We start from the raw sequence: 5,694 nt of genomic DNA on the forward strand, positions 1-5,694 counted from the left end.
ATTCTAAACGACCATCTTGACGATAGGCGATATCTGGTTGCCAAGTCCATTTGGCACCGAATTTTTCAAGTAAGTCAAAGCTGGCTTGAGGTCCCATGCTTCCAGCTTTATAGTCATGAAGTGGGGCACCATTTTCAGCCCAGAGCTCTTCGATACGGTCAATCAATTTCCACGACGCACCAACTTCATCCCAGTGGCTAAAGTTAGTTGAGTTGTTGTTTAGGACATCATAAATCAATTTCTCGTATGGTTCTGGAGAAGCACCAGTTGCGGTCGCATCTGTACGGTAATCAAGTGAGTTAGGAGCTAAGTTGAATTCTTCTCCTACTTGTTTCCCATTTAGGCTAAGAGAGAATCCTTCTGTTGGTTGGATATAGATGGTCAAAACGTTTGGAGCAAGTGGCTCACCAAAGATAGAGTCCATTTGTTTAAAGACGATGTTGACATGAGTTCCTTTTTCAGTCAGACGTTTACCAGTACGGAAGAAGAAAGGAACACCACGGAATCGATCGCTGTTTACAAAGAAGGCACCAGATGCAAAGGTTTCAGTTGTAGATTCTGGATTTACATTTGGCTCGCTACGGTAAGAGATATATTTCATGCCATCAATCTTACCAGAGCGGTATTGACCACGGATAAAGTATTCTTTAAGTTCTTCATCAGTTGGATGATAGAGGTTTTTAAAGACCTTAATCTTTTCAGCACGAATCTCGTCTTTTGTGAAGCTTGCTGGCTTGTCCATGGCGAGGAGCGAAAGCAGTTGCAAAGTATGGTTTTGTACCATGTCGCGGAGGGCACCAGATTGGTCATAGTAGCCACCACGTTCTTCTACACCCAAGCGCTCTGCAAAGGTAATTTGAACATTGTCGATAAAGTCCTTGTTCCAAACATTTTCAAAAATCAGGTTGGCAAAGCGAACTGCAAAGATGCTTTGAATCATTTCCTTACCAAGATAATGGTCGATACGGAAAATTTGTTCTTCGTCAAATGTTGCTAGGAGCTCGTCATTTAACTTGCTTGCAGTTGCGTAATCTGTACCAAATGGTTTTTCAACGATTAAGCGTTCAAAACCTTTACCGTCAACAATGTTTTCAGACTTGAGGTGTTTTGCTATAGTTCCAAAGAACTGAGGCGCCATAGACAAGAAGAAGAGCTTGTTGTGTTCAGCTTGGTACTTGTCATTTAGTTCAGCCTGCAATTGACGCAAAGCAATGTAGTGTTCTGTATCGTTGACATCATGACTTTGATAGTAGAAGTGGCTAGCGAACTCTTGAGCCTGTTCGGTACTATCTGCCAAATCAAGGATCGATTCGACTACAACAGATTCAAAATATTCCTTGCTCCAAGGACGACGGGCAGTTCCAATAACGGCAAAATGTTTGGAAAGATTGCCGGATTTATATAGTCTAAATAGGGAAGGGTAGAGCTTGCGTTTAGCCAGGTCTCCACTCGCACCGAAAATTGTAACAATAACCTTAGATGACATCTAGCTACCTAATTTCTATTTTTATTCCTAGTCTTGCTAGGTATGAGGAAATCTCATTTCATAAACTTAATTCTAACATAATTTTCCGAAAAATCAAAAAATCCAATACGAGATAGAAAAAAACTGCAAGGAAATCCTTACAGTTTGCGTTTAGACGTTTAAGACCTTGTCCAAGAACTCTTTCAGACGTGGGTGTTGTGGGTTGTCAAAGATTTGATCAGGTGTCCCATCTTCAAGGAATTCACCGTCCGCAGTAAAGATAACGCGGTTAGCAACTTGACGAGCAAATCCCATCTCATGGGTTACGATAATCATGGTCATGCCTTGCTCAGCCAATTCCTTCATAACGTTTAGTACGTCTCCGACCATCTCAGGGTCAAGGGCAGAAGTTGGTTCATCAAATAGCATGATGTCTGGATTCATTGCAAGTCCACGAGCGATGGCCACACGTTGTTTTTGACCACCTGACAGGCTATCTGGACAGGCCTTAGCCTTATCTGCTAGTCCAACCTTGTCAAGCAACTCCATTCCCAATTTTTCAGCTTCTTCCTTAGTCATCAACTTGTGCTCAATAGGAGCAAAGGTAATGTTATCCAATACAGACATGTGTGGGAAGAGATTGAAGTGTTGGAACACCATTCCGATATTTTCACGGACGTGGTCAACGTTGGTAGTTTTTTCAGTTAGGTCATAACCGTTCACAGTGATGTGACCGCTCGTAACTTCTTCTAGAAGATTGAGGCTACGAAGGAAGGTTGACTTACCAGAACCTGAAGGACCGATGATACAGACAACATCTCCTTCATAGAACTTAGTCGTAATTCCTTTTAGGACTTCATTTTTTCCGTAGTTTTTGTGTAAATCATTTACATCAATTTTTAATTTTGCCATTAACGAATCCTCTTTTCTAAGCGTTTCGCTAGTTTAGTCAAAAGTGTGATAATTACAAGATAGAAGATAGCAAGGATTGCATACATCTTGAAACTTTGGTAGTTACGGGCAATGATAATCTTACCAGTTTGGAAGAGTTCCACCAAACCGATAGCAGATACGATGGTTGTATCTTTAAGAGCGATAACGAATTGGTTGACAAAGTTTGGCAACATCAATTTAGTTGCTTGTGGCAAGATAATCTTACGCATGGTTTTTCCATAAGAAATCCCCAAGCTTCGGCTGGCTTCCATTTGACCAACTGGAACGGCCTGAATACCACCACGAACAATTTCAGCGATATAAGCAGCCGCATTGAGTGAGAGGGCAATGGTACCGGCTACGAAGTCGTTAATTGGACTTTGTTGGCCTGTGATAGACTCGATGAAGTTTGGAATACCCCAGAAGATAAAGGCTGCAAGAATCATCAAAGGAATACCACGGATAACGTCAACGAAAATCTCAGAGATTACGCGAAGAGATTTGTATGGGCTAACGCTAAACATACCGAAGATAATCCCGATGACAATGGCAATAGCAAATGAGATAAGAGCTAGAGCAAGAGTGATACCAAGCCCGCTAAGGAGTTGTTTGTAGTTGTTTTGAAGCAAGCCCCAGATAGTTGTCTCATCAACAGTGCTTGTTGAAGCAGATGAAGATTCGCTAGCTAGGTATTTATCAAGAATCTTTTGGAATTCTCCGTTTGCTTTAAGGTTTGCAAGTCCGTTGTTGAACATTTCAATCAATTCTGGATTTGCTCCTTTTTTAACGGCAAAGGCTGTTTCACCGATTGGAGTTCCAGCGATTGGAGTTTTCAATTTTTGGCCTTGGCTGATAGAATATTTGAGGACAGGCTCATCATCCATAACAGCATCGATTGCCCCAGTATTTAAACTGTCATACATTGAAGAACCATCAGCAAAGGTTTTAATTTTGTAACCGTATTTGCTTTGATTTTCTGTTAGGAAGGTTTGAGAAGCAGTTCCGTTTTTAACACCGACTGTCTTTCCTTTTAGATCTTCATAAGAAGCAATAGTGCTTGATTCCTTGACACCAAGGATAGTATTGGCAGTGTAGTAGGATTCTGAGAAATCAAAAGTCGCCTTACGAGCATCTGTGACAGACATACCAGCAATGATACCATCTGCTTGACCAGCTTGGACAGCGTTAATAGCGGCATCGAAACCAGGGTTGATGATTTCAATTTCAAAACCTTGGTCTTTAGCGATTGCCTTAATCAAGTCCATATCAATACCAGTAAATTGGTTGCTTGAATTTTGGAAAACAAAAGGTGCAAAAGAAGAATCGCTGGCAATGATATACTTAGCTTTAACAGGAATAGCTTTTAATCCTGCTAGAGTAGTTGTAGTTGGAACTGCTGAAGATGATGAAGCAGTCCATTTCTTGATGATTTTATCAAGACTACCATCTTGTTTCATTTTAGCCAAGGCTTGATTAAATTCAGTAACCAGGTGCTCGTATTTACTTCCTTTTTTAACACCGAAAGCAAAACTTCCTACAGCTTCCCCATCCATTTCAATATGAAGGTCTTGACCTTGGTTAATGGCATACTCTATAACAGGTTTGTCATCCATCATGGCATCTATGGCACCAGCAGTCAAGCTGTTGTTCATCAAATCGCCAGTATCAAATGTTTTAATGCTAAAGCCGTATTTATCTTTGATACTTTCAAGGAAACGTTGAGCGGCTGTTCCGTTTTTAACACCAACAGTTTTACCTTTTAATTGGTCGTACTGACTAATCTTGTGTGATTTTGTAGTCGCAATGACAACTTTTGTATCATAGTAAGTATCAGACATGGTGAAAACTTTTTCACGTTCTGCAGTTTTTGTCATTCCTGCCATGATAGCGTCAGCTTGACCAGCTTGAACCGCATTGACCGCCGCGTCAAATCCAGGATAGGACATCTGAATGTTCCATCCTTTAATCTCAGCGACTTTGTTGATAATGTCAACATCAATTCCTTTATAAGTTTGATCTGAATCTTTAAACTCAAAAGGTGCATAGGCGGTATCAGACACAATCTTAATCGTCTCTGCTTTCGCAATACCTAATGAGAAAATTGGGAATAAAATTAGCAAAAATGCTAGAAATTTTTTCTTCATTTTTAGTCTCCTTTTCCGAATATTTTACCATTATAGCAAAAAAAATAAAAAAAGGCAAATTTTTATAAAAACTATGTAAGAAGATATAACATCTATAATTCTGGTTTTGTCTTGAATCACACAACAGAAGTGCTATAATAATAGTATATAATAGAAGAAAAGAGGACAGGAACATGAAGGAAAAAAGAATATTTAAAGACTTCCAAGCTTCAAAAATGAGTTTAAACATTTACACAAGCCCCTTGTTAGCCTTTGTTTTTGTCTTTATAGGAGAGTTTGTGGCTTTTACTTTATATGGTATTAGTTTGTTAGCTCTTATCGGACTTGCTAGAAATTTTGGAGAGGCTGGTCAAGCTTTTGCTACCTACTTGCAGACCTTGCAGCAGAGTTTGATGGATAAAACAAGTGACTTTCATTTAATTTTAGATTTACTGGCCTTTGGTTTTATTCTCAATACTGTGTTCAGATGGACTAAAAAAGTTGAGAAAAGACCTATTCGAACTTTGGGATTTTATAGAGAAAATTTCCTCAGCAATCTTCTGAAAGGATTTGGGCTAGGTCTGGCACTTTTTCTTCTTACTTTGTTAGGTTTAGTGGCCTTGGGGCAATATCGTTTTGAGTCTATTCACTTAAATCCTTATTCGCTTGCCTTTGTTGTCTTTACTATCCCATTTTGGATTTTACAGGGGACAGCAGAAGAAGTGGTATCCCGTGCTTGGCTTCTTCCTCAATTGGCCTCAAGAACCAATCTAAAACTTGCTGTTGTCATATCTAGCATACTTTTTACCCTGCTTCATATGGGCAATTCTGGTCTAACACCTCTATCTCTAGCGAATCTCTTCCTATTCGGAGTTGCCATGGCTCTTTACCTTCTCAAAACCGATACAGTTTGGGGTGTTGCAGGTATTCATGGCGCATGGAATTTTGCTCAGGGAAATCTCTTTGGGATTTTAGTTAGTGGTCAGCCGTCAGGAACATCGCTGATGACCTTTTTACCACAAGGCAATCAAGGCTGGCTATCAGGTGGATCTTTTGGAATTGAAGGTTCTATCATGACAAGTCTAGTCTTGCTACTGCTGATTGTCTATCTCGCTTACCAATTAAAGAAAGAAAATGAAAGGATGTGACTTCGGTCCGTCCTTTTCTTCGTGA

General features: G+C 39.9%; 4 protein-coding genes. 1 reads left to right on the forward strand and 3 read right to left on the reverse strand.

Annotated elements, in window-relative coordinates:
• The 3 genes from zwf to RWO85_RS09500 all read right to left on the reverse strand — a co-directional run.
• The coding region (gene zwf, locus RWO85_RS09490) for a glucose-6-phosphate dehydrogenase (RefSeq protein ID WP_314415553.1) at nt 1-1,486 on the reverse strand (1,486 nt) is incomplete at its 3' end.
• Between the two features lie 150 nt (nt 1,487-1,636).
• Nucleotides 1,637-2,377 carry an amino acid ABC transporter ATP-binding protein gene (locus tag RWO85_RS09495; protein ID WP_314415556.1) on the reverse strand — a complete coding sequence of 247 codons (741 nt, stop codon included), beginning with the start codon at nt 2,375-2,377 and terminating at the stop codon, nt 1,637-1,639.
• Nucleotides 2,377-4,542: an ABC transporter substrate-binding protein/permease gene (locus RWO85_RS09500; RefSeq protein ID WP_314415559.1), complete on the reverse strand. Its 2,166-nt coding sequence runs from the start codon at nt 4,540-4,542 to the stop codon at nt 2,377-2,379. The genes RWO85_RS09495 and RWO85_RS09500 overlap by 1 nt, the downstream gene beginning before the upstream one ends.
• Before the next feature lie 173 nt (nt 4,543-4,715).
• Between RWO85_RS09500 and RWO85_RS09505 the strand changes: the two genes are divergently transcribed.
• Complete coding sequence (locus tag RWO85_RS09505; RefSeq protein WP_314415560.1) at nt 4,716-5,669, forward strand: CPBP family intramembrane glutamic endopeptidase; 954 nt, start codon at nt 4,716-4,718, stop codon at nt 5,667-5,669.
• Nucleotides 5,670-5,694: the final 25 nt, after the last annotated feature.

Origin of the sequence: uncultured Streptococcus sp. (assembly GCF_963521865.1) — a bacterium.
Classification (GTDB): Bacteria; Bacillota; Bacilli; order Lactobacillales; family Streptococcaceae; genus Streptococcus.